This is a genomic window from Bradyrhizobium sp. 2S1 (assembly GCF_011516625.5).
In the GTDB taxonomy this organism is placed as follows: Bacteria; Pseudomonadota; Alphaproteobacteria; order Rhizobiales; family Xanthobacteraceae; genus Bradyrhizobium; species Bradyrhizobium septentrionale.
In genome coordinates this window covers 5,720,265-5,741,305 of the sequence record NZ_CP147717.1, presented here as the reverse complement: position 1 = coordinate 5,741,305, position 21,041 = coordinate 5,720,265, and the positions used below count along the sequence as shown (strand labels likewise).

23 protein-coding genes and 1 pseudogene are annotated in these 21,041 nt (G+C 62.7%); 11 read left to right on the top strand and 13 right to left on the bottom strand.

What is annotated here, in order from left to right; genetic code table 11:
- Positions 1–6 precede the first annotated feature (6 nt).
- A complete protein-coding gene (locus HAP54_RS27205) occupies positions 7–360 on the bottom strand; it encodes a phasin (RefSeq protein ID WP_166305533.1) in 354 nt (117 codons plus the stop codon).
- Positions 361–589: 229 nt separating this feature from the next.
- On the opposite strand from HAP54_RS27205, the gene HAP54_RS27200 reads away from it, so the two are divergent.
- Positions 590–775, top strand: coding sequence for a hypothetical protein (locus tag HAP54_RS27200; RefSeq protein WP_166305530.1), 186 nt, complete (start codon positions 590–592; stop codon positions 773–775).
- Between the two features lie 111 nt (positions 776–886).
- Here HAP54_RS27200 and HAP54_RS27195 read toward each other — a convergent pair whose 3' ends face one another.
- The 3 genes from HAP54_RS27195 to HAP54_RS27185 form a co-directional block, all read right to left on the bottom strand.
- Positions 887–1,090, bottom strand: a complete 204-nt coding sequence (locus HAP54_RS27195; RefSeq protein WP_029079998.1) for a hypothetical protein — start codon at positions 1,088–1,090, stop codon at positions 887–889.
- Between the two features lie 134 nt (positions 1,091–1,224).
- Positions 1,225–2,358, bottom strand: coding sequence for an alpha-hydroxy acid oxidase (locus tag HAP54_RS27190; protein WP_166305527.1), 1,134 nt, complete (start codon positions 2,356–2,358; stop codon positions 1,225–1,227).
- A 166-nt stretch (positions 2,359–2,524) separates the two neighbouring features.
- A complete protein-coding gene (locus tag HAP54_RS27185) occupies positions 2,525–3,544 on the bottom strand; it encodes a GlxA family transcriptional regulator (RefSeq protein ID WP_166305524.1) in 1,020 nt (339 codons plus the stop codon).
- A gap of 42 nt (positions 3,545–3,586) precedes the next feature.
- Between HAP54_RS27185 and HAP54_RS27180 the strand changes: the two genes are divergently transcribed.
- The 4 genes from HAP54_RS27180 (at position 3,587) to HAP54_RS27165 (ending at position 6,711) form a co-directional block, all read left to right on the top strand.
- Complete coding sequence (locus tag HAP54_RS27180) at positions 3,587–4,321, top strand: hypothetical protein (protein WP_224741766.1); 735 nt, start codon at positions 3,587–3,589, stop codon at positions 4,319–4,321.
- The gene (locus HAP54_RS27175; protein ID WP_166305521.1) at positions 4,321–5,613 is read left to right on the top strand and encodes an MFS transporter; all 1,293 of its coding nucleotides are present in this window, start codon (positions 4,321–4,323) and stop codon (positions 5,611–5,613) included. The genes HAP54_RS27180 and HAP54_RS27175 overlap by 1 nt, the downstream gene beginning before the upstream one ends.
- A 94-nt stretch (positions 5,614–5,707) precedes the next feature.
- Positions 5,708–6,394 carry a YqcI/YcgG family protein gene (locus HAP54_RS27170; RefSeq protein WP_224741767.1) on the top strand — a complete coding sequence of 229 codons (687 nt, stop codon included), beginning with the start codon at positions 5,708–5,710 and terminating at the stop codon, positions 6,392–6,394.
- Complete coding sequence (locus tag HAP54_RS27165) at positions 6,391–6,711, top strand: cupin domain-containing protein (RefSeq protein WP_166305515.1); 321 nt, start codon at positions 6,391–6,393, stop codon at positions 6,709–6,711. Before HAP54_RS27170 ends, HAP54_RS27165 begins: the two co-directional genes overlap by 4 nt.
- Before the next feature lie 23 nt (positions 6,712–6,734).
- Here the strand turns inward: HAP54_RS27165 and HAP54_RS27160 are convergent, their stop codons facing one another.
- The 5 genes from HAP54_RS27160 to HAP54_RS27140 all read right to left on the bottom strand — a co-directional run bounded on the left by HAP54_RS27160 (position 6,735) and on the right by HAP54_RS27140 (position 10,891).
- Positions 6,735–6,917 carry a hypothetical protein gene (locus HAP54_RS27160; RefSeq protein ID WP_166305512.1) on the bottom strand — a complete coding sequence of 61 codons (183 nt, stop codon included), beginning with the start codon at positions 6,915–6,917 and terminating at the stop codon, positions 6,735–6,737.
- Between the two features lie 365 nt (positions 6,918–7,282).
- On the bottom strand, positions 7,283–8,545 hold the full coding sequence (locus HAP54_RS27155; protein ID WP_166308451.1) for a CaiB/BaiF CoA transferase family protein: 1,263 nt from the start codon (positions 8,543–8,545) through the stop codon (positions 7,283–7,285).
- 314 nt (positions 8,546–8,859) lie between these two features.
- Positions 8,860–9,282 (bottom strand): GFA family protein, encoded by a 423-nt coding sequence (locus HAP54_RS27150; protein ID WP_166305507.1) that lies wholly within the window; start codon positions 9,280–9,282, stop codon positions 8,860–8,862.
- Between the two features lie 378 nt (positions 9,283–9,660).
- Complete coding sequence (locus HAP54_RS27145) at positions 9,661–10,236, bottom strand: DUF6456 domain-containing protein (RefSeq protein ID WP_166305504.1); 576 nt, start codon at positions 10,234–10,236, stop codon at positions 9,661–9,663.
- 94 nt (positions 10,237–10,330) lie between these two features.
- Complete coding sequence (locus HAP54_RS27140; protein ID WP_166305501.1) at positions 10,331–10,891, bottom strand: GcrA family cell cycle regulator; 561 nt, start codon at positions 10,889–10,891, stop codon at positions 10,331–10,333.
- 127 nt (positions 10,892–11,018) lie between these two features.
- Between HAP54_RS27140 and HAP54_RS27135 the strand changes: the two genes are divergently transcribed.
- From HAP54_RS27135 to HAP54_RS27125, 3 genes are all read left to right on the top strand, one after another.
- A complete protein-coding gene (locus HAP54_RS27135; protein ID WP_029080008.1) occupies positions 11,019–11,648 on the top strand; it encodes a LexA family transcriptional regulator in 630 nt (209 codons plus the stop codon).
- 159 nt (positions 11,649–11,807) lie between these two features.
- On the top strand, positions 11,808–12,083 hold the full coding sequence (locus HAP54_RS27130) for a hypothetical protein (RefSeq protein ID WP_166308448.1): 276 nt from the start codon (positions 11,808–11,810) through the stop codon (positions 12,081–12,083).
- A gap of 168 nt (positions 12,084–12,251) precedes the next feature.
- The gene (locus HAP54_RS27125; protein ID WP_224741768.1) at positions 12,252–13,379 is read left to right on the top strand and encodes an OpgC domain-containing protein; all 1,128 of its coding nucleotides are present in this window, start codon (positions 12,252–12,254) and stop codon (positions 13,377–13,379) included.
- A gap of 135 nt (positions 13,380–13,514) precedes the next feature.
- On the opposite strand, the gene HAP54_RS27120 is transcribed toward HAP54_RS27125, so the two are convergent.
- Positions 13,515–14,813 carry a glycoside hydrolase family 3 protein gene (locus HAP54_RS27120; RefSeq protein WP_166305498.1) on the bottom strand — a complete coding sequence of 433 codons (1,299 nt, stop codon included), beginning with the start codon at positions 14,811–14,813 and terminating at the stop codon, positions 13,515–13,517.
- 246 nt (positions 14,814–15,059) lie between these two features.
- On the opposite strand from HAP54_RS27120, the gene HAP54_RS27115 reads away from it, so the two are divergent.
- From HAP54_RS27115 to HAP54_RS27105, 3 genes and pseudogenes are all read left to right on the top strand, one after another.
- Positions 15,060–16,547 carry a DUF4173 domain-containing protein gene (locus HAP54_RS27115; protein ID WP_166305495.1) on the top strand — a complete coding sequence of 496 codons (1,488 nt, stop codon included), beginning with the start codon at positions 15,060–15,062 and terminating at the stop codon, positions 16,545–16,547.
- A gap of 28 nt (positions 16,548–16,575) precedes the next feature.
- Positions 16,576–17,279, top strand: a pseudogene (locus HAP54_RS27110) (response regulator transcription factor).
- Positions 17,276–18,868, top strand: a complete 1,593-nt coding sequence (locus HAP54_RS27105) for an ATP-binding protein (RefSeq protein ID WP_166305492.1) — start codon at positions 17,276–17,278, stop codon at positions 18,866–18,868. The pseudogene HAP54_RS27110 and the gene HAP54_RS27105 overlap by 4 nt, the downstream one beginning before the upstream one ends.
- Positions 18,869–18,939: 71 nt before the next feature.
- On the opposite strand, the gene HAP54_RS27100 is transcribed toward HAP54_RS27105, so the two are convergent.
- From HAP54_RS27100 to HAP54_RS27090, 3 genes are read right to left on the bottom strand one after another with little or no spacing between them, the layout of a single operon-like run.
- Positions 18,940–19,794, bottom strand: a complete 855-nt coding sequence (locus HAP54_RS27100) for an HpcH/HpaI aldolase/citrate lyase family protein (protein WP_166305489.1) — start codon at positions 19,792–19,794, stop codon at positions 18,940–18,942.
- A gap of 3 nt (positions 19,795–19,797) precedes the next feature.
- Complete coding sequence (locus tag HAP54_RS27095; RefSeq protein WP_166305486.1) at positions 19,798–20,253, bottom strand: MaoC family dehydratase; 456 nt, start codon at positions 20,251–20,253, stop codon at positions 19,798–19,800.
- Entirely contained in the window at positions 20,254–21,030 is a 777-nt protein-coding gene (locus tag HAP54_RS27090; RefSeq protein WP_166305483.1) for an enoyl-CoA hydratase/isomerase family protein, read from the bottom strand.
- Positions 21,031–21,041: the final 11 nt, after the last annotated feature.

Below are 21,041 nucleotides of genomic sequence, written 5' to 3'. Positions count from 1 at the left end.
GCCGTCCTAGAACTTGCCTTTGGTGGCGTCCTTGGTTGCGGACATGACGCTTCCGCTGATCTGCCGCATATGTTCGCCGGCGTTAGTGAACTGGCTGCGGAGGAACTCCGACTGGATCCGCATCGCCTCCTGCAGATCGGTCGCGTACACGAGCTTGCGCGCATGCTCGAACGCCGCCTTCATGTTCTGCTCGGTGAACGACAGCGCCTGTTTGGAAATCTCGGTACCGGTGCCCGGCATCGCCGTCATCGACTTGCTCGCGGCGTCAAAGAACAGGCTGAAGGCCTTTTCGGCGTGGTCGATGGTCTTTTCCGCGAGATCGCGCAACTCGGCGGGAACTTCAAGCTTCGGCTCAATCATGATCGCGCCCCCTGAAATAAGCGTGGGGCAACGTTAGCATAGTTTGTGACGGCGTCAGCGCCGGATCGCCAGCCATGACAGGCCCGCTCGTTCCAGCCCCCGAGGAAAATTTACCTAGCCAGGGCCAGACCGCATGTGTAGCCGATTCCAATCGTGTCAGCACTGTGGCATAGTGATTCGACTTTCTTCGTTGGTCGCGTTCGCGTCTCTTGGGGAATAAGGGGATCCGATGCTGCGCGCCGTTCGTCCGACACCGACCTGCACCCGATTCAAGACCAGTATCGAGATGCCGTGCATGAAGTGCGGCACGCAAATGCGGCTGACCTTGATCGAGCCGGGCGACCAAGTCTACGACGTGCTGACCTATCAGTGCACGCCCTGCAATTCCGGCGAAAGCTTTCTGAACGCGCGATAAAGCGTTTTCACGCGAAGTGGATGCCGGTTCGCGTGAAGAAAACGCGTCAAAATATCTAGAGCCCCGTTCTGATTCCATCGGAACGGATAAGGCTCTAGGCGGCTACCCCGTTCAGTCGCTCAACACCGCAGCTCCCGCCGGCGTCAGCACGGGCTCGTCGTCATGCAGTTCGACCAGACCAAGCTCGGTCAGGACGCGCAAATCCTCGTCGCTGATCGGGGACAGTCCGAGCCGGCGGGCCTGGATATCCCGCAGGGTCCAGCGCAAGCCGATCGCGCGTTCAAGTGAAAACTCAGCGAATGGATTATCTGCCATCCGCCTCGACTAGTGCGGCATTTGGATCAGACTTTGTCTTTGCCGCGGCGGCTTCATGGACACCACAGATTGATAGCGAACTGGCGCGACCGAGGCGCCCGTGGGCCCCGATCGCGCTATCGCTTCGTACCAGTTCAGTAGCGGTAGGGATCGATATCGACCAGCGGGAATGCGCTGAACACGCTCGGCAGATTGGTCGGCGGCGCCGGGTGAAGATAGGATTTGTCCAGTTCGGCAAAGCTGGTGACGCCGAGCAGCCCGAGGCACCGGATTACCTCGTCCTCCAGCAATTCAAGCATCCGGACAATGCCCGCCTCGCCGGCCGCGGCGAGCGCCCAGCACTGCAGACGACCGATCCCGACAAGGTCGGCGCCCGAGATGATGGCCTTCACGATGTCGGTGCCGCGGCAGAACGAGCCGTCGACCATGATCTTGGCTCGCCCCGCGACGGCCTGGACGATCTCGGGTAGCACATGCATGGAGCCGCGGCCGTGGTCGAGCTGGCGTCCGCCGTGATTTGAGACGTAGATCCAGTCGACCCCGTGATCGAGGGCGATCCTTGCATCTTCGGCGGTGGCGATGCCCTTGAGGATCAGCGGAATCTTGAACTTGTCCTTGATCAACTTCACGGTCCGCCATTCCAGACCCTTCTGGAAATCGCCGCCGGTGGCGCGGATACGGCTTTCACGGACGTAGCGCTTGGCGATGTCGCGCTCGCGCCGGCTGTAATGGGCGGTGTCCACGGTGAGGCAGAACGCGGCATAACCGTTGTCGATGCTACGGCTGACCGTGTCCTCGACAAATGCGTCGTCGCCACGCACATAGAGCTGGAAGATGCGCAAGGCGTCAGGCGCGGCCTTGGCCGTGTTCTCCAGACCCGGCTCCGACACCGAGCTCAGCATATGCGCCGCGCCGAACGTTCCAGCTCCGCGCGCAACGGCTGCACCCGCATCGGGATCGAATATCTCGAGCGCGCCGACCGGGGCGATCATCACGGGAAGCCGGAGCTTGCGGCCGAAGACCTCGACGGAAGGATCGACATCGATGACGTTGCGCAGGACTCGCGGCCGGAACGCGATCTCGTCGAGGGCCATTCTGTTGCGGCGCATCGTGGTCTCGGTCTCCGAGGCGCCGACGATATAATCCCAGGCGTTCTGGTTCAGCTTGGCGCGGGCCTTTTGCACGAATTCGTGCAGGTTTTGGAATTCCTCGCCGCTGGCGCCGAGCTCGACATTGCGCGTCTGTTGAATGGGGGTCCCGTCATTCATGGTGTTTCTTCTCCCGATTTTGGCCGGCACATTAGCCGCAGACAAACCGGAAAAGCTACCGCCTTGAACTATGAATCCGGCCAGCGAAGGCCAGCTATTCGCTCGTGAGATAGATCAATTTCGACACCAAGCGCCCGGCGTCCGGACTGAGCCAGCCAGAGGCGAGCTAGCTGCCCGAAAACCGGTTTCGGTACTCGGTCGGTGACACGCCAAGGTGGCGCAGGAAGGCCCGCCGCATTCGTTCGTCATCGCCGAAACCCGCGCGCTTGGCGACTTCGACCACCCCGCCGATCTGACGGCTCTCGAGCAGCAGGCGCGCGGTCTCCACACGCAGCGCCTCGACGCCGCTTGCGGGCGTCATGCCGGTGCGGCTGACATAGGTCCTGGCAAAGGTGCGAGGCGTCATCCCGGCCTTTTCCGCGAGGGTCTCGACCTTGAGGTCGTCAGTGATGTTCTCGATGATCCAGGCGTGCAGCGCGCTGAAGCGTCCCTCGACGTCCGACGCCTGGGCCGCGAGCACAGTCGAGAACTGGCTCTGACCGCCCGGCCTCTTGAGAAACACAACAAGCCGGCGTGCGACATCGAGCGCGCTGGTGTGGCCGAAATCCTCTTCGATCATGGCAAGCGCGAGGTCGATACCAGCGCTGACGCCGGCCGATGACCAGACCCGCCCATCCTTGACGAAAATCGCGTTGGGCTCGACGCGGATGTTGGGGAAGCTGTCCTGCAAGCGCGGGCAATACCGCCAGTGCGTTGCAGCACGCTTGCCGTCCAGGATTCCGGTCCAGGCCAGCGCAAACGCGCCGAGGCACACCGATGCGATACGGCGCGCCTTCGGCAGCGCCTCCGCAATCCAGTTCATCAACTTGGCGTCGTTGCGGAGCTTCCAGATGCCCGGCCCACCAGGGATCACCAGCGTATCGACCTCGGCGGGCGCAACACTGTCGATCGGCGCCGTGTCGATCATCATGCCGACATCGGTCGGCACCAACCCACCGGACGCCGACAGGTAGGACAGCGAGTAGTCCGGCCCGGGCAGTTCGATCGCCTCCAGCTCCGCGAACACCTGGGCGGGCCCGGAGATGTCGAGCAAGGTCACGCCCGGAAAGGCGACGATCGCGATCCGCCGCGTGGTTTTCTTGTCGCGCGGCTCCGGCCGGGGCGCTTTGGCAGCTTTCGAGGGCATATTGTCCTTTAAGCCATTCGAGGCTGCCCTGTATAGGTCGCGATGGAATTCTGGAGTTCTACCATGTCGCGAAATCTGGGCAGCGGATACGAGGCGATCAAATCGCCTTGGGCGGATTACGCGATTTACAGTCTACCCGACGCCTCGCGGATCGAAGCCTGCGACCGTCAGCCGCTGATGGATGCCATGAACGGCATCATTGCCATCAACTGGCAAGCCCGCGAGCCGCACTGGACCGCAACCTCCTCGCCCTTCGACAAGAAGTACAGCCTGATCCTGGTCTACGACGGCTCAGGCCTCGTGGCCTTCTCGGTTTACCGCATCCTGCAGATGTCGGCCGGACTTGGAATCTACCGCGGCGGCACGGAAGTGCTGCCGGCGCACCAGGGCCGCGGCTTGTACGGCTTCTTCACGTCGGAAGTCCTGAAATGTTCGGGCGCCGCTGCGAGAGCCGACGGCAACGTCCTCTACGGCTGGCGGACCCGCAATCCGATCGTGTGGGCAGCGAACGCTAAGATTTGCGAAAAAGTGTCTCCATCGTTGCTCGACGATGCACAGGATCCCGCGTTGCAGGCGGCCTGTGTCGAGATGTGCACCTCGCTCTATCCGGGCAAGCCGCTCGAACTTCCCGACATGATCATGCGCGGCGCCTACGGCCACATTAAGCACCATCGGCAGACCTACCATGGCACCGCATCGCTGGTCGACGCCGCGATGTCGCGCAAGATTCCGAATTCAGCGGATGCCCTTTTCTCTGTCGGTTACGCGAGGGTTTGATGTCGATGCTCGGACAACAGGCGGTATACGTCCCGACGTCGCGCTTCACCGATCGCGCCTATCTGGCCTGGACGGCGGTCGCGATCGCCTATGCCATCGCGTTCCTGCAACGCGTGTCGCCGCAATCGGTGAGCCTCAGCTTCATGCACGACTTCGACACCGACGCGGCCGGTGTTGCGATGCTCGCCTCGAGCTATTTCTGGGGCTACACCTTGATGCAGATTCCGGCCGGCCTTCTCGTCGACCGTTTCGGCGTCAAGCGCGTCGTCCTGGCCAGCATGATCGCCTCGTCGCTCGGCAGCGCCGCATTCGCGCTCGCGCCGAACTTGCTCGACGTCTTTGCCGCTCGGCTGATCGTCGCCTGCGGCGACGCGCTGGTCTTCACCGCCCTGCTGAAGCTCGTCGCGCAGAGCTTCGCCGACGAGCGGTTCGGCATGATGTCCGGCATTTCGCAGGTGTCCGGCTATGTCGGCGGCGTGATCGCGACCACGCCGCTCGCGGCCGCGGTCTCGGGCTTTGGCTGGCGGTCATGCTTCCTGTTCATCGCCTGCATCGGACTTGCCAATCTCGCTTTCGCCAAGCTTGCGCTCAAGCCGGATCCGGTCTCGCACAGCAACAAGACGCTGAAGGGCGTTGCCATTGCGGCACGACAAGCGCTGGCCCATGTCGCGAACTGGGGTTGCGCAATGACGTTTGCCTCGCACTTCGCGGTCGTGACGACGCTGTCGGGCGTCTGGGGCATTCCGATGGTCGCGCACTTCTTCCATATCTCGCCGACGGCCGCCGGCACGCCGCTGCTCGCCTTCATGATTGGCAATGCGCTCGGATCGATCTTCCTCGGTCATGCCGCCGACCGTGCCGCCGCGGTACTCGACCGCGCGCTGATCGGCATTTGCGCGCTGCGCATGCTCCTGATCGCGATGCTGCTGCCGCCGATCGCCCAAACGTTTGGTCTTGCCTACGTCACCGTCGTGTTCACGGCATTGGGCCTCGTTGCCGGCGGCACGGTTCCGCTGGTGCTGAAATGCGTCAAGAAATTGTACACGGCGGACCTGATCGGTGTCGGCGCCTCCGTGAATACCACGGCTGCCGGCATCTTCGCCGGCGTCGCGCAGCCCATCATCGGCTTCGCGATGCTTGCCGCCAGCAGCGCCTCCGGGACCGACGCCGTGCACAACACGGCCGTGATCGGTGATGGCGGCTACAGCGCCTTGATTGCCATTCTTCTTCTCATGTCGCTGCCGGGCATTGCCGGGCCGCTGTTGATGAGAAGCAAGTTGATAGCTCGTTAGTGTCGTTAGGAGTCGAGGGGGTGTTATGGAGCGCTTGTTTTTGAGAAGAGGCGAAGTCGCGTCAAACTTTCCGGTCAGCAGCTGGCAAAGCGTGATGTTTTCCGAGTTTGAAGCGCAGATGAGCAGCGAGGCGAGGCCGTTCCCTTGCGTGTTCGGGGTGACCGGACATCGCCAGGACCAGCTCCGCTACCTCTTCATCGATCCGTATGACGTGGCGGTGCTTGGCGAACAGCTCGGACAATATGTCTCGGAGGCGCGCTCGTTCGGTCCCAACACCTCATTGATCGTCTTCACGCGGCCCCGCCCGGTGCAGACGATCGACGCCTATTATCGCAAGATGTGGCTGACGCTCGACCAGCTTGCGCGGCTGGACAAGAACCCCTGGCCATCAGAGATTCCGGAGCAGATCGACCATCCGATGTGGGAGTTCTCGTTTGCGGGCGAGCCGATCTTCGTCGTGTGCACAACGCCCGCGCATGTGATGCGCCAGAGCCGCCGGTCCAGCGCCTTCATGCTCACCTTCCAGCCGCGCTGGGTGTTCGAGAAGATTCTCGGGACGGAGAAGGCGGCGAACGCTGCGTTCGCCGAGGTGCGCAAGCGCCTGATCCCTTACGACAGCGCGAGCCCCTCGCCGCTGCTTGGCCGCTACGGCGCGTCCGACGGCCGCGAGTATCTGCAGTACTTCCTGGACGACGACAACAATGCGAGCGCCGGCTGCCCCTTCGCCAAGCTCGCACAGAACAAGACGGCACCGATCGCGAACAAGGAACAGGCAGCATGACCCAGATCATCGCAGGCGCGAAGACCGAATTTGCCATCGATCCGGAGATCCTGAACCTGCTCCCGGCGCAGGGCTCCGTCGAGCTGCAGCATGATGCGGCCGGTAAGGTGCATCACTTCCATACCCATCCGGTCGATGAAATCCTGATGATCATCAGCGGCCGGCTGAACTTCATCTGGGATGGCGGCGAACGGGTCGTCGGCCCCGGCGACACCATCCTGCTGCCTGCCGGCACCCGACATCAATCCGAAGCGCTCGAGGGCGGCGCGATCTACGTGATCGCGACGCAGCCCCCGGCCAAACCAATGAACAACTGACATCCAGGGAAAACGCGAACACCTCAGGACAGTGGAGGGTCGCGCGGCGGTTCAACCGCCAAACGTTCGACCAGCTCGATGACCTCGGAACGCTGGTCGGACGCAAGCCGAAGGAAAGCCTTCAACAGTCGCAGGCTTTCCAGTGTTTCGCTCGATGGAGCTCCGAGCTTGTTCTGCAGCTCTGCAACGTATGTGGGATTTTTCATCTCGCACCTTAAGTGAGGATTACGAATGGCATACCCAGGTAAACGTGAAGGCTTGGCCCAGAAGGTCGACACCGCAGCGCAAGAGGCCGAACGCCTCGGCCTGACCACGGCAACCCTTATACTCCGGATGGCCCGCCTCGAGATTGATCGGGCGGAGCCCGAGGAAGTTGAAAGTATGCCAAGGAACAACTTGCGCAGCAAGCCGAACTGAACTCCCGAAAACGGACCGGTTCCGGCTCCGAGGCCGCCGGCATGCGCCCGAGGCCTGTGACGTCTGAACGACGTCCTGCGAGGCGAGAGGCTAGCCTCTCGCCTGCGCTCAGGTTGCCTTGCGAACATTCGATCTTGGGTGCAGGCCAGCCACGCTAGCCGGTGTTCCCTGCCTTGCCGAACGCGCCCGCCTCGGCCAAGGCGGCCATGCGCCGGTCGTCATAGCCAAGCGTCTTGCTCAACACATCCCGCGTGTGCTGACCGAGCAGCGGAGCCGCAACAGGATCAACCGCCGGCGTCAGGCTCATATTGACCGGCGACTCGATGTTCGGAACCGAACCGGCGGTCGGATGCGCGATTCTGCTAAGGCGATGCCGATCGCGCACCTCGGGTGCGTTGAACCCTTCCTCGACCGTCCGCAGATAGCCAACCGGAATGTTGGCCTTCTTCATCTTCGCCATCCAGTGCTCGAGCGTGTCGCTCGCGAACACGCTGGCAATGATGGCGCGGAGCTTCTCCTTGTTGGCCGTCCGCGCCTTGCGGTGAGCAAATTCGGGGTCAGTGACGAGATCCGGACGCTCCAGCACGTCGGTGACCAACCGGCGATAGAGCCGATCATTGGCGCAGGCCATGTAAAGCGGACCATCGGACGCCCGGTAGACGCCGACGGTCGGCGAACCGTTCGGAGAATTGCCGAAACGGCCCGGGTTGTTGCCGTTGATGAGATAGGCCATGCCGTAGAAGCCGGTCATTGAGACCGCGGTGTCGATCAACGCGACCTCGACCTGCTGACCGCGTCCGAGCCGATCGCGCGCGATCAGCGCCAGCAGGATGGCGTTGCAGGCCGACATGCCCGTTGCCATGTCCACGATCGGCGGCCCGGTGCGCACCGGCTCGCCATCCGGAAAGCCGTTGAGCGACATGAAGCCGCTTTCGGCCTGGGTGATCGGGTCAAAACCTGGACGTAGCGCGAAATCACCTTTGCGGCCGTAAGCGGAGATCGAGCAATAGATCAGCCGCGGATTGGTGGGCGCCACCGACGCATAGTCGAGCCCGAATTTCTTCATCACGCCGCCGGAGAAATTCTCCACCACGACGTCGGCCTTGGCGATCAACGCGCGCGCGACCTCGAGCGCGGCCGGATTGTTGAAATCGAGCGCAATGCCGCGCTTGTTGCGATTGAGGCTCAAATAAGCTGCGCTCTCTCCGCCGATTTCGGCGTGCTCGTAAGCGCGCGTATCGTCTCCGCCGTCCGGGTTCTCGATCTTGATGACCTCGGCCCCGAAGTCTGCCAACGTTTGCGTGCAGGCCGGACCGGCGACAACGCGGGTGAAATCGACAACCAGCAGCCCATCGAGCGCCGTCGGAACTCCCTCCCCGCGCGGCGCGCGCCCTGGCAATTCTGGTCCGCTCATGATCTGACGCTTCCTCTGTTATTTTGTCAGGCGAAATACGACGGCCCTCCCAGGACCGACGCTGCGCGCCTTTTTAGCGGAAGCCCGTCACCAAAACCAAACCCGGATTTTGCAGGGCGGGACCTTCGCCTGACATGGCTGTCATCAGCAGAGAAGGTCCCGCGGTGCCGGCAGCACCGACACGGTCGGACCATTCGAATGTCGAGGAAGACTACCGGATAGCGGGTCCGTGAGAGCTTCCGGCCAGCGGAGGAATGTAGATTCGATGGGTGGCGGCGTCCGGCCGCCCCCCGCTTTCGTCATCGAGAACCGTCGTGCTATTCGGCGATCATTTCGCCGGACCCGCCGAACTCGGCCGGAAAATCCTTCAACTTCGGCAGACCATCGCGTATCGGCAGCACCGCCTCGGCATAGTTGACGTGCACGCCAGGGCTGAATTTCAGCGTCGGGATCGTTGCCGTGAAGACGTCGACGAGCCCAAGCGTCGGGTGGTTGGTCATCAGGTGACCGCCGCACTTGGTGCAATATTTGGGTTGGCTCATCGCCGTCTTCTCGAATGTCCCGATATGGTCGGCGCCCTTGGTGACCTCAACCGCCTCAGGCTTCCAGAGGCTGAACGCATTCACCGGACCGCCGGACCAGGAACGGCACGAGCGGCAGTGGCAGTAACCCATCGCCTCAGGCTCTCCCGCGACCTTGAGTTCGACAGCGCCGCAAAAGCAGTTTCCAGTGTGATTCATCGGTCGGTTCTCCTTGGGTGAATTTTGATTGGGGCTCCGCGCCGGCACCGACCCACGTTGCTCGTGATGTTCGTGATGCAGGAGGAAGATATGGAGAGGCGTAGCCGCTGCGAACTCCCTTGAGGTGACGCGCCAGACCCATTCCCGGCACCCGAGGGCATCACACTTCGTGTCGAATGCAGGCAGGTCATAGGCGTGGGCGAAGCTACATGAGAGTCCGCACCGCTGTCGACCTCTTCACGGCCTGTCCGAATACAACGCCCAATACACACGAAGGATGGAGCGCAATGTGAGGCCAGGCACAGTCCTGCAATGTGATGAAGCGTTGCCGTGCCGGAGGCCTGCATCGCAACCGGCACGCAAGCACATCACTTCAAATCAGCATCGGCGATCCTTCACGGGAACCCTGTTCGGCGTGGCAAGCCCGTACATCAGCGCCAGCCGATCCAGGCATTCCTTGAGACGCCGCGCGAAATAGTCCTGCCAGCGCTGCGTGCGCAGCCCGCGCCGCTGCCCAACCTGCTCCATGGTCATGCCGAGGATCAGGACGTCGTGCACCAGCGCCGAGCCGTCGGCGCCGAGCTCATGCTCGGCACGATTCAACCGCAGGGTCGCCCGACGCTGCCCCTCCGTGATCGGCTCGCGTTGCTGACCGCCGTCGACGTATTCGCGCGTCGTGTCCACCGCGCGAGGGCCACGCTCGGCCTTCTCCCAATCGTTTTGGAAGGCCCTGCCGCTCCGATACTGCGTATCGTCGATCTGTCGATGCGCGTGCAACCGGCCGAGCGGATCGTTGCGTATCGAGCGGAACGCAACGATCTTGTCGCCCGGCTCGAGCGCAAGGGGGTCGTCGATCTCGACCGTCGCCACCTCGGCATTGAAGGGCAGATCCTGGGAGCGTCGATCGTGCGCTCCGGCGGGATCGTACGGTTTCCGGCGTTTGGCTCGCGGCATTGCTGGTCTCCAAATATCTGGGTGAAGAGCGCGCGGAGTCATCCGCGCGATTACGGTTACGGACTGAAGTCCGGCGGTCGGGAGGTGAATCGCCTCAGATGGCCCCGACGGCCTGAAGCCAGGCCTCGTTCAATACCGGCCTCGCCGAGGCCTCCGGATCGCGGCTCAGGTGAAAATGCGGTGGACAGTAGCTCGTGCCCGGCCGGCACGGATGACCGCAGAAGGTGACCGTCTCGCCGTCGGCATCCCCGCCATAGGGATAGCGGCAGTCGCCGCGTTTCAGGTCGAGCAGTGAAAGATGCCGCGGCTCGACCGCCGCGCAACGAAGTTGGGGCATCTCCACCGCTTCGGCGAAGATCTTTGGCCAGCGAAGCAGATCGGGCTTCAGCTCGGCCCGCCCCTCCCGCAGGCGCCCGATGCCCGGGAGCTTCGGCAGGGACGGTTTCGGTGGGTCGAGGCGCCCCGGCAGGGACGGCTCCACCCGATCGAGGCCTACCAACCCCATGCGCTGGGCCCGGCTGAGGGCCGCGTAGCGTGTGTAGGCCGTGTTGAAGGTTGCGTTGATGGTGTCAGCGATCTCCGAGTAGGACAAGCCGCGGGCGCGCAGGTCCTGCAGGGCTGCCGAATGCTCCGGCAGCCAGTTCGTCATTTCCATTCCAGATTCCCATTTTTGTCATTCCGCCGGCGCCTTGCATAACTTCCGATATTCCGAAGTAAAAGTCAAGCTTGAATTCTGATAATCGTAACGGTATGGATATGGCAGGATTTGGAGAGGATGAAACATGCTGGACGCGGCACTGATCGAACGAGCACTGGAAAAGACAGGGAAGAGCAAGGGCGGGCTTGCCCGCGCAATGGGGGTACGGGCAGGGGCGGTATCCGAGATACTGTCGGGGATACGGTTGATCAAGGCGTCGGAAATCGCTCCGATCATCGAATATCTGGAGCTGAACTCGGTGCCGATCATGGGCCGGGTCGGCGCCGGCGCCTCGATCGAGCCGGACCTCGAGCAGGTACCGCCGGAGGGTCTCGGCGAGGTCGAACTTCCGTTCCCGGTGACCGAGGAGACCATCGCTTTCGAGGTCTCGGGCGATTCGATGCTGCCAAAATACGAGAACGGCGACGTCATCGTGGTCTATCGCGAGCAGCGCCATCCGCTGTCGAGCTTCTACGGCGAAGAAGCTGCGGTCCGGCTGAAGAGCGGCGAGCGCTACCTGAAGACGATCGAACGCGGCAGCTCTTCCGGCCTGGTCAACCTCAAGAGCTTCAACGCCAAGCCGATCAACGGCGTAAAGCTCGAATGGATCGGGGAAATCTGCGTCACCCTGCCCCGCGGCCAGATCGAACGGCTGCGCGGCAAGACGGCGAAGGGCCGCAAATCTGCCCGGACGCAGGGGCGATCGGAGAAATAGCGGCGCGACTTCAGGGCCGACCAGGCCGATTCGGATACCTCCGGACCGAATCGGCCGGACCAGCGGCGTCGGAATTCGGGTTATCGGCAATTTCTCTTGACATAGTTCCGATTATCGGAAATAATGGCCAATGACAGTCAAGGCATCGAACTATCGGGCATGCAGTATTTTGTCGTGATGATCGACTATGGCCGCCGCGGCCGGGAAGCGATCGTCGACCCCGAAATGACCCGGCGTGAGGTGGTCTCGCGCATCGCGTCGGGTGAATACACCAACATCAGCTTCATCCACGAGATTGCCGAATGTTCGGTTGAGGATGTCACGAACGACATCCTTGCCGAGGCTGCCCTGCCGGAGGTCCCCCTGACCGCCGCTGATATGCAAGCCAATACGCTCGATCACATCGGCGACCTGCGCAAGCACGAGCCGGTCTGACGTCGAGACCTCACGTGGTGATTTCGAAAACGTGATCTTTCTTGAGCCGGCCACTTGGCCGGAACCGGAAACGGACTAGATAGGGTTCACGCAAAGTCTATTCGGACCGGGCGTGGGTTCCCTTTAGATTAGCGATTCGTTTCTCGGGCCGGTAGATTTCTGCTTCAAATGACTCCGACAAAAGATGCCGGGATCGCGGCAGGCGATGGCGATCTCAGGATTGCGCTGCTGCTCGGCATCGCGAACTGGTTTCTATTCCTCGATCATATTCCGCACAACGTCGTCAACACGCTGACCATGCGCAACTTCGGCTTCAGCGGCGCCACCGACCTGTTTGTATTCGTTGGCGGCTACGCGACGACGCTGATCTACAGTGGGATGGCGGTGGAGCGGGGAATGCTGGTGGCGGCCACCCGCATCTTCAGGCGCGTGTGGCAGCTCTATGCTGCCTACATCGTTTTGTTCGTGATCTATGTCGAGTTGATCAGCTATGTCGCAGCCCGGACCGCGGCGCCCGAGATCATCAGCGAGTTCAACATCACCGGCTTCATCGACCACGGGATCCGAACGCTGATCTACGGCCTGTTCCTGCAAGCCAAGCCGCTCAATCTCGATGTGCTGCAACTCATTATCGCCTTGATGGCCTTCCAGCCCATTATCGTGTGCGGACTGCTCTATGTGCCGAACGCGACGCTTGCCGGGTCCGTTGCGCTTTATGCGACCGCCCGCGTACTCGACTGGAATCTGTCATCATACCCGGACGGACACTGGTACCTGAACCCGTTCTGCTGGCAATTGCTGTTTGTGATGGGCGGCTGGCTCGCACTCATCGGCAAGCGGTATGCATCCGAGATCCGCGCGCTGCAGGCTACTCCCGCGCTGCGCGCCGCGGCCCTGTTGTATCTGGTGCTCGCGCTGACGATCGTCTCAGTTGGCGATATCCCAGCCCTCGCCCAGATGATGCCGGATGGACTGAGCGATATGCTCCTGCCAAGCGATCGGGAGGACGTTGCACCCCATCGCATCCTGCATTTCCTGACCCTGATGTTCCTGTTCACCTTGCTGGTGCCGCGGGACTGGGGGTATCTGCGATCACACGCCCTGCAGCCGATCATCAAGTGCGGCGAGGAGTGGCTCGCCGTGTTCTGTGCAGGCGTTTTCCTCTCCTTTGCCGCGCACCTTATCCTGATCACCGGCCCGAACTCGGTGGCGAGGCAGGTCGCGGTCAGCATCGCCGGCATCGCGGCGATGATTGCAGTCGCCTACTACGTCTCGTGCGAAGCAGCAAGATCATAAGTCGGCTGTGGGAGCCCATTCGTGAATCAGGTGATTGAGAGCGTTTTCGAGCGAAGTGGACACCGGTTCGCGTGAAGAAAACGCGTCAAAACAACAAGCCAGAGCTGCGGTTCTGATTCAATCGGAACCGCAGCTCTAGTCGATCGCCAGCGACCGCCGCAGCCGCGTCTCGCTGTCGTGCAACATCGCAGCGTCGAGCGCATCCCGACCGGCTGCGTCGCTCGCACAGGCGAACAGACGGTAGAATTGGGCCCCATCATAGGCGACCAGCAAGAGATCGACGCCCGCGTTCAATGCCTCGACGACGGCGGTGCAGACGTCGTGCTGATAGATCGCGCCCATCACCAGATCATCCGTCATGACGAGGCCGGGGTAGTTCCAGCTTTTCCGGATCAGCCCATCGATGACGGCCTTCGAATGCGAGGCAGGCCGCGCCGGGTCGAGAGCGCTGACCGCCACATGCCCGACCATTAGGCGCGCACCGGTGGTCGACAGCACATCGCGGAACGGACGCCAGTCGGTCGCCTCCAGTTCGCCGACCGGCGTATCGAGATCGGCGTTGAAATGATGCGTGTCGGCGCGCACGCGGCCCAATCCGGGAAAGTGCTTCACGGTGGCATTGACGCCCGCGGACTCGAGGCCATGGATGTAGGCGCCCGCGATCGCGCTCACCTTGGCGGGGTCGTCGGAAATCGCGCGCTGATTGGTCAGCGTATTGAAATCGAACCGGTTGCGCGTCGCCTCGGGCCGAAGGTCGAGCACCGGAGCCAGATTGAGGTTGACGCCAAGCGACGCCAGTTCGCGTCCATGGATGCGTCCGAACTCCTCGGCTTTTGCCGTTCGTTGCTCCGGCGCCAATTCGGCCAGCGAGGCAAGCGCGGGCAGCCTCGTCAGCGGCGGCGCGAGGTGCGAAACGATGCCACCCTCCTGATCCGTCGCGACCATCAGCGGCGGCAGCCCGGCCGCGCGCCGCGTCGCCTGCAGCGCAGCGACCTCCGCCTTCAGTGCATCGACCGTCCTGCCGGCGACATTGCGCCCGGTGACATAGATACCCGCAATCAACCCGCTCTCCGCCAGCGGCGCGACCTCGTCGAACGACCGGTAGCCAACGATGAAATGCTGCCCAAGGGACCGCGCAAGAAGCGGCTCAGTCTGCATTACGCGGTGCTTGCGGACCTCGAACACACCATGCGCGGCCAGCATTGCGAGTGGCGGCAGGCACCACAGGATGACGAGAAGCTTCCCCGCCCAGGCCCGCCAGGCGCCGCGGCGGACCAGCATGGGCACGACGGCGACGCTTGCGACCACGAGCAGCAGATTGCCGATCCCGCGTAGCGGGACCAGATAGGGATCGTTGTGGTTGACGCCGGCAAAGACGAATGCGAGCCCGACGATCCAGGCTAGGGCAATGCCGACTCGCTTGATGATTTGCATGGAGACGAAGGGTTGAACAAACCGAACGTGTCGTCCGTATCAGACCGGATTCGCCGCAGCTAGCGGATAAGACCCCTCTGCACGCAATCTGCATAAGACTCCTGAACTCCTGCTGATCGCCTTTCCGCTGTCTGCACGCAGCCAACCCAAGGTTCGCCATGCCGCAGCCGGGATCGCGTTCGCACACCCGTCGATGACGTCAGCGCGACCGCCGGAGTCCAAACGTCCTTCAATCCTGAGGTCACAATGACAAGCCTTGAGTCACCGGAAACCGAGACACAATCGATTGCCAACGGCTTGCCGCCGGCCAAGGCCGCCGCCGCGCTTACTCTCGCCGCGCTGGCCGATTGGTTGTTCTATGATCAGAATGCCGGACTTTCGGTGGTCCTGTTCGCAGTCGCGCTGGCCGGCGTGTCACTGGCCTCCAACTTTGGTCACCTCGCTCGCCACAGGCTGCTGATGGCCGGCGCGATCGTTGTGGCCGGGTTGCTCCCTGCCCTGGAGGAGTTCAACGCAGCCTCGCTGGCCTTCGCCGTTCTTGCGCTCGGCGCCGCGCTCACTCTCACGACCAATCCCTGTCTCGACAGTGTGGCCAAGGGAGCTGCCTCGCTGGTGGACCTCTTGCTGGTCAGCCCTTTCAGGTTGTTCCGGGACGTCGTCAGCGCATTCAGCCTGCCGGGCCTGACCAAGGGTTTCATCCTATGGTTCGTGCCATTGCTGCTCGGAACCGTGTTTGTCTTTCTGTTCGTCGCCGCCAATCCAGTGCTGGAAATATGGATCAGCCAGCTGAACCCGGGCAATCCCGCCGCCAGCCTCAGCCTCGGCCGCACGCTGTTCTGGATCCTCGCATTGGCGCTGGTCTGGCCCTTCATCCATGTCAAATGGCGGCACTACACCAACGTCGTGCCCAACGGACCTCGATCTTCCGCGAGGGATCCCGCCGAACCCGATCATTTCATCGACTTGTTCGGCGCAGGCTCCATCCTGCGCTCCCTGATCCTGTTCAACCTGCTGTTTTCGATTCAGACCATTCTCGATGCGATCTATCTCTGGGGCAACGCGACGCTTCCTGCCGCGATCACTTACGCGTCCTACGCCCATCGTGGCGCCTATCCGTTGATCGTCACGGCGCTTCTGGCCGCGGCCTTCGTTCTGCTCGCGATGCGGCCGGGCGGCCCGGCCGAACAATCGCGAGTGATCCGACCGCTCGTCTACGTCTGGGTCGGGCAGAATGTCTTGCTGGTGATCTCCTCGATGCTCCGGCTTGATCTCTACGTCCAAACCTACCTGCTCACCTACTGGCGCGTCGCAGCATTCGTCTGGATGCTGCTCGTCGCCGTCGGGCTGATCCTGATTCTGGTGCGCATCGTCCTGCGGGCGTCGAATGAATGGCTGGTCCGCACCAACCTGTTGGTACTCACCATCCTGCTCTATGTCTGCTCCCTGGTTAATTTCGCCGCCGTCATCGCCGACTACAATGTTGGCCACAGTCGCGCAGCCTCGGGCAGCGGCGCCAATCTGGATATGGACTACTTGATCCAGCTCGGCCCCCAAGCCCTTCCGGCCATCGACCGGGCGATCCAGCTCCGCTACGCCAACCCGGTCCTTGTCTCGCGCCGCAATAGCCTTGTAGAACAGCAACGCCAGCAGATGGCCTCATGGCGCAGCTGGGGCTTTCGCGGCTGGCGGCTTCAGCGTTTCCTGGACAGGCAGCAGACCAATGCGCCGGGATAGTCGAAGCGCCGGTTTTCGGAGACGACTCGTGACGCACCGCATCCTCATCGTCGACGACGACCTGCATATCCGCGAGGTCATCCGCGTCGCCCTCAAGAAAGCCGGCATGAGCGTGGCCGAGGCCCGCGACGGAAAGGAGGCGCTGACCCGGTTTGCCGGCGAGCGGCCGGACCTGATCGTGCTCGACATCGGCATGCCGGAGTTCGATGGCCTCGACGTCTGCCGTGAAATTCGCAAATCGTCCGAGGTGCCGATCCTGTTCCTCTCCGCCCGTGACGAGGAGATCGACCGCGTCCTCGGCCTCGAGATCGGCGGCGACGACTATGTGACCAAGCCGTTCAGCCCGCGCGAACTCGTCGCGCGGGTGAATGTCATCCTACGGCGGCTGACCCCACGGATAGCGGCGACAAGGACAGAGGCCGCCGTGCTCTCGCGGGGCAGCTCTCGATCGATCCCGAGCAGCACATCGCGACGTTCGCGGGCGCGCCGCTGCGCCTGACCGCAATCGAGTTCGGAATTCTGCGCGCCTTCCTGACGCGACCGACGGTGGTATTTAACCGCGAACAGATCATGAGCGCGGCCTACCAGCTCAACATCCAGGTCTCCGACCGCACCATCGACAGCCACATCCGCAACATCAGAGCCAAGCTCGCAGCCGCGAGCTGCGACAACGTTATCGAGACCGTTCACGGCGTCGGCTTCAAGCTCGGTCGCTGCGAGCTGCAGGCATGACATCCTTCCGCGCCCGCCAGAAGTGGCGACCGTCGCTTGGTCTGGTCATCTTCACCGTGCTTGCCCTGGTCGCGCTGCTGCCGCTGGTGGGTCTGTTCTTCTTCCGCCTCTACGACAACCAGCTGATTCACCAGACCCAGGCCGAGCTGATCGCGCAAAGCCGTGTTCTTGCCGCGATCTACGCCGAAGAAGTGAAGGCACGATTGGGCAACGGCATCCCGCTCGGCCCCGCGGTCCCCCCGGAGGCGTTGCCTGATCCCGGCGATCACGTGACGCCGATCCGGCCCGCGCTCGACCTCGCCGGCAACGACCTGCTGCGGCGACGGCCCGACGCGCTGCCGGCGGCCGGGGCCGCGGATCCGGCCTATGTCGAGATCGGCACCCGGCTGATGCCCATCATCCTGGAGACCCAGAAGGTGACGCTTGCAGGCTTCCGGATTCTCGATCCGCAGGGCGTGGTGATCGCCGGACGCCAGGAGGTCGGACAGTCGCTTTCCCATATCGAGGAGGTGGCCGCAGCGTTGCACGGCCAGTATAGCGCCGCATTGCGCATCCGCATGCCCGACAAGCCTCCACCACCGATCTATTCAATCAGCCGCGGCGTCGGTGTTCACGTCTTCTCCGCGATGCCCGTGATCGTCAACGACCACGTTGCCGGCGTGATCTACACGTCGCGGACGCCGAGCAACATTTTCGACCATCTCTATCAGGAGCGCGGCAAGTTCCTGCTCGCCACATTGGCCGTGCTGCTGGCGACGATAGCGATCGGGTTGATGTTCTCACGCACGGTCACGCGCCCGATGCGCGAGCTCGTCGATCGCGCCGTGCGGATCGGCCGTGGCGACCGCAACGCCTTCCAGCCGCTGCAGCACTATGGCACACGTGAACTCGCCCAGCTCTCCGACAGCTTTCTGGACATGGCCCAGCAGCTGTCGCGGCGGTCCGACTACATCGCCACCTTCTCGGCACACCTGACGCACGAACTGAAATCGCCGCTGACATCGATCAGGGGCGCAGCCGAGCTGCTGCAGGATTCGCTTCAGAGCAAATCGGATACGCTGACCCGCTCCGAACAACAAAGCTTCATCTCGAACATCCTTGGCGACGTCGAGCGGCTCGATGCGATGAGCCAGCGGTTGCGCGAGCTGGCCCGTGCGGAGGGCGCCCCACAGAACGAGCAGACCCCGCTCTCTCCCGTCATCGAAAACCTGAAGGGCCGCTTTGCAGGCCGTACCATTGCGGCCAGCGGCTGCCTCGACCGCTCAATCGGCATGTCCGGCGAGAAGGCGCTGATCGTGCTGGCGCATCTGGCCGACAACGCGTTCCGTCACAATGCCAAGTCGGTGGAGATAGAAGCGACCGGTGACGCCTCCAGCGTCAAAGTGACGATGAGCAATGATGGCGACCCGATCTCCGACGCCAACAGCGACAAGATCTTCGACGCTTTCTTCACTACGCGCCGCGACAGCGGCGGCACAGGCATGGGACTGGCGATCGCGCAAGCCGTCATGGTGACCCATGGCGGCTGGATCCGACTCCTGCCCTCCAGCCGGGGCGCCGCCTTCGAGTTGCAGTTTCCCGCCGTCTGACCGGTCAGAACCGCTTGATGATGATCGCCGCCCTCATCGCGGAGGGCGCGCCGATCGAACCCACTTCCTGACTATTTTCGGCGCGAAGCCAAAATCTTCTCGGCGGCGCGAAGGTGCGGCTTGTCCAGCATCTTGCCATCCATCTTGGCGACCCCGGACGGATTGCGGGCAAACGCGGCGATCACCCGTTCCGACCACGCGATCTCCTCATCCGTCGGCATGAAGGCCGCGTTGACGACGTCGACATGCTTGGGATGGATCACGGCCTTGGCGAGGAAGCCGTCCTGCCGCGCGGCGATCGCCTCCGCCTTCAAGGCATCCAGATCGTTGATGTCGGTGGCAATGGTATCGATCGCGACCACCCCGGCGGCGGCCGCGCCGATCAGGCAGAGATCGCGGGCCAGGATGAAGGGGGAATGATAGCGGCCGTCGGTGCGGTTGCGCGTTGCCCCGAGCGAGGCCGCGAGATCCTCCGCACCCCACATCATGCCCCAGAGACGCGAGCTCATATTCTCGAAGTCGAGGATTTTCAAGACTGCCCGCGCCGTCTCGGTCGCGACCGTGACGATCCGCGTGGTGCCCTGCGCGATGTCAGAGGCGGCCTCGAATGCGTCAAGATACAGCGCGAGCTTGTTGACGTCGGCGGCGCCAGCGCATTTCGGCAGCACGATGCCGTCGGGCTTGCCGGGCATCACGGCGGCGAGGTCGCCGAGCGTCAAATCGGTGTCGAACGCATTGACCCGGATATAGAGCTTCTGGTCCGGATTGCGCGCATCGAGCATCTCGCGCGTGATACCGCGCGCAACCACCTTCTGGTCCGGTGCGATGGAATCCTCGAGATCGAGGATCAGCGCATCGGCCGCGGTCTTCTTCGCGCTTTCATACTTCCGGGTGCTGTCACCGGGAACGAACAGGAACGATCGCATTGTCTATGCCTTCGGCTTGCAGTGCATCAGGCCGGTGCGGCGGCAACTCGCCACCACCTCGCCGCGCTGATTGGTCATAGTGTGCTCGAATTCGACGATGCCCTGGGTCGGCCGCGACTTGCTGGCGCGCTTGCCGATGATCCTGGTGTGCGCCTTCAGCGTGTCGCCGTGGAACACCGGCTTTGGAAACTTAACGTCGGTCATGCCGAGATTGCCGACCGTGGTGCCCAGCGTCGTGTCGTACACGCTCATGCCGATCATGATGCCGAGCGTATAGAGGCTGTTGAACAGCCGTTGGCCGAACTCGGTCTTCTCTGCGAAATGCGCATCGAGGTGCAGCGGCTGCGGGTTCATGGTCAGAAGGCTGAATAGGGTGTTGTCCATCTCCGTCACGGTCCGGCTGAACTCGTGATGGAATTCCCGCCCGACCTCGAACTCTTCGAAATACAATCCAGCCATTTAGCGTCCCTTGTAATTGGGCGTCCGCTTCTCGACGAACGCATTGAGCCCTTCCTGGCAGTCTTCCGTGGACGCGACCACCACAAAGCTCTCAGCCGTGTTCTCCACCGAGCGGCGGAAATCGGTATCGACTGCGCGCATGAATGCGTCGCGGCCGATCTTCATCACGATCGGTGACTTCGCCGCAAACTTCCGTGCGATCTCGCGCGCTCGCTTCAGCGCAGTGCCGTTCGGTACCACTTCGCTGAGCAGGCCCATGCGATGGGCGGTCGCCGCATCGAAGGGTTCGCCGAGGAACAACGGGCCGAACGCCTGGTGTTTCCCGACCAGCCGCGGCAGCTGCACGAAGTGGATCGCGGGGATCAGGCCGACATCGATCTCGGGGTAGCCGAAGGTCGAGCCGTCCCCAGCGATGATCATGTCGCAAGAAATCGCGATCGTCATGCCGCCGGCCCGCACCGCGCCATCGATCGCCGCAATGGTGGGCTTGCCCATGCGGTATTGCGTATCGTTCAGCGCAAAATACAGCCGCTCGAGAAATGTCTTGGTCTCGATCGCGGGCTTGCCCCTGACGATATGGAGGTCGAGGCCGGCGCAGAACACCTTGTGCGCGCTGCTGATGATGACGGCGCGCACGCCCTCATCATCGCGCGCCTTCGCAAGGGCCGCCAGCAACGCGTCGATCAGGGGGATGCTGAGTGCGTTGACCGGCGCGCGATCCAGCACGATCTCCGCAATCTGATCGGTGACCGAGTAACGAACGAGGTCCGTGCTCATGATGTATTGCC

Excerpts from the sequence above, each read along its gene's own strand:
- HAP54_RS27205 (WP_166305533.1), bottom strand. The coding sequence starts at position 360 with ATGATTGAGCCGAAGCTTGAAGTTCCCGCCGAGTTGCGCGATCTCGCG.
- HAP54_RS27200 (WP_166305530.1), top strand. The coding sequence starts at position 590 with ATGCTGCGCGCCGTTCGTCCGACACCGACCTGCACCCGATTCAAGACC.
- HAP54_RS27195 (WP_029079998.1), bottom strand. The coding sequence starts at position 1,090 with ATGGCAGATAATCCATTCGCTGAGTTTTCACTTGAACGCGCGATCGGC.
- HAP54_RS27190 (WP_166305527.1), bottom strand. The coding sequence starts at position 2,358 with ATGAATGACGGGACCCCCATTCAACAGACGCGCAATGTCGAGCTCGGC.
- HAP54_RS27185 (WP_166305524.1), bottom strand. The coding sequence starts at position 3,544 with ATGCCCTCGAAAGCTGCCAAAGCGCCCCGGCCGGAGCCGCGCGACAAG.
- HAP54_RS27180 (WP_224741766.1), top strand. The coding sequence starts at position 3,587 with ATGGAATTCTGGAGTTCTACCATGTCGCGAAATCTGGGCAGCGGATAC.
- HAP54_RS27175 (WP_166305521.1), top strand. The coding sequence starts at position 4,321 with ATGTCGATGCTCGGACAACAGGCGGTATACGTCCCGACGTCGCGCTTC.
- HAP54_RS27170 (WP_224741767.1), top strand. The coding sequence starts at position 5,708 with ATGTTTTCCGAGTTTGAAGCGCAGATGAGCAGCGAGGCGAGGCCGTTC.
- HAP54_RS27165 (WP_166305515.1), top strand. The coding sequence starts at position 6,391 with ATGACCCAGATCATCGCAGGCGCGAAGACCGAATTTGCCATCGATCCG.
- HAP54_RS27160 (WP_166305512.1), bottom strand. The coding sequence starts at position 6,917 with ATGAAAAATCCCACATACGTTGCAGAGCTGCAGAACAAGCTCGGAGCT.
- HAP54_RS27150 (WP_166305507.1), bottom strand. The coding sequence starts at position 9,282 with ATGAATCACACTGGAAACTGCTTTTGCGGCGCTGTCGAACTCAAGGTC.
- HAP54_RS27145 (WP_166305504.1), bottom strand. The coding sequence starts at position 10,236 with ATGCCGCGAGCCAAACGCCGGAAACCGTACGATCCCGCCGGAGCGCAC.
- HAP54_RS27140 (WP_166305501.1), bottom strand. The coding sequence starts at position 10,891 with ATGGAAATGACGAACTGGCTGCCGGAGCATTCGGCAGCCCTGCAGGAC.
- HAP54_RS27135 (WP_029080008.1), top strand. The coding sequence starts at position 11,019 with ATGCTGGACGCGGCACTGATCGAACGAGCACTGGAAAAGACAGGGAAG.
- HAP54_RS27130 (WP_166308448.1), top strand. The coding sequence starts at position 11,808 with ATGCAGTATTTTGTCGTGATGATCGACTATGGCCGCCGCGGCCGGGAA.
- HAP54_RS27125 (WP_224741768.1), top strand. The coding sequence starts at position 12,252 with ATGACTCCGACAAAAGATGCCGGGATCGCGGCAGGCGATGGCGATCTC.
- HAP54_RS27120 (WP_166305498.1), bottom strand. The coding sequence starts at position 14,813 with ATGCAAATCATCAAGCGAGTCGGCATTGCCCTAGCCTGGATCGTCGGG.
- HAP54_RS27115 (WP_166305495.1), top strand. The coding sequence starts at position 15,060 with ATGACAAGCCTTGAGTCACCGGAAACCGAGACACAATCGATTGCCAAC.
- HAP54_RS27105 (WP_166305492.1), top strand. The coding sequence starts at position 17,276 with ATGACATCCTTCCGCGCCCGCCAGAAGTGGCGACCGTCGCTTGGTCTG.
- HAP54_RS27100 (WP_166305489.1), bottom strand. The coding sequence starts at position 19,794 with ATGCGATCGTTCCTGTTCGTTCCCGGTGACAGCACCCGGAAGTATGAA.
- HAP54_RS27095 (WP_166305486.1), bottom strand. The coding sequence starts at position 20,253 with ATGGCTGGATTGTATTTCGAAGAGTTCGAGGTCGGGCGGGAATTCCAT.
- HAP54_RS27090 (WP_166305483.1), bottom strand. The coding sequence starts at position 21,030 with ATGAGCACGGACCTCGTTCGTTACTCGGTCACCGATCAGATTGCGGAG.